The sequence below is a fragment of the Phaeodactylibacter xiamenensis genome (assembly GCF_000759025.1).
Classification (GTDB): domain Bacteria; phylum Bacteroidota; class Bacteroidia; order Chitinophagales; family Saprospiraceae; genus Phaeodactylibacter; species Phaeodactylibacter xiamenensis.
On sequence record NZ_JPOS01000047.1, the window covers coordinates 1 to 823 of the forward strand.

General features: G+C 50.4%; 1 pseudogene. It reads left to right on the top strand.

What is annotated here, in order from left to right:
* Positions 1–823 (top strand): annotated as a pseudogene (locus IX84_RS33425) (hypothetical protein); the annotation flags it as partial.

An 823-nucleotide genomic window follows, 5' to 3' on the forward strand; every position in this document is an offset into this window, starting at 1 on the left:
ACCCTTCAGCCAGGGACAGATTATGAGTACACCATTACAAGTAGCTGCGGGGCCAACACTACAGGCGTTATTGACGGCACAGAGATCAGAGATCCATTACCGGAGATCATTATAAGCAATGTGGTTCAGCCGGACTGCCAGGGCAATGATGCTGGAGGTTTCGACGTAACCGTAACAGACGACTGCGGAGCATTCTACAATATCAGTGTTGGGGCAACGACTTTCTTTAATGTCCCTGCCGGTGCGACGGTTACATTTATTGATTTGGAAGGTACGCCGACCGGTATGACACATCAAGTCAATATTGCATTAGCCGATGCGGGCCCATGTGATTTAAGCGTTGAAGAAGTAGCCTGCCTGAATGCGGTAACTGCATCTGAGTTGATCTACACAGCCGACACTAGCCCTCCCGATGCATTGTGTGCGAATACCACTGTATTTTTTGATGCATCCGGTCAGGCATCCATCAACCCACAGGATGTAGACGGTGGCTCCACAGACGATTGTGCAACCGTGCTAAACTACGCTCTTGACCAATCCCAGTTCACTTGTAGCGATGCACCTGAGGTGATGGTGCAGCTGGAAGTAGGAGATGGAAACCCCGCAACGGGATCAGGAACCTGTATGGCTGCTGTAACGCTCATTGATGACTTGCTACCCTCGGCAGTTTGTCAGGATTTAAGCATAGACCTGGATGGTTCGGGTATGGCCAGTGTCTCTCCACAGGATGTAGACGGTGGTTCCACCGATAATTGTGGAGTGGCTAGCTTGACCCTTGATATAACCCAATTTTCCAGCGCGGACATCGGGCAAAATCAGGTCA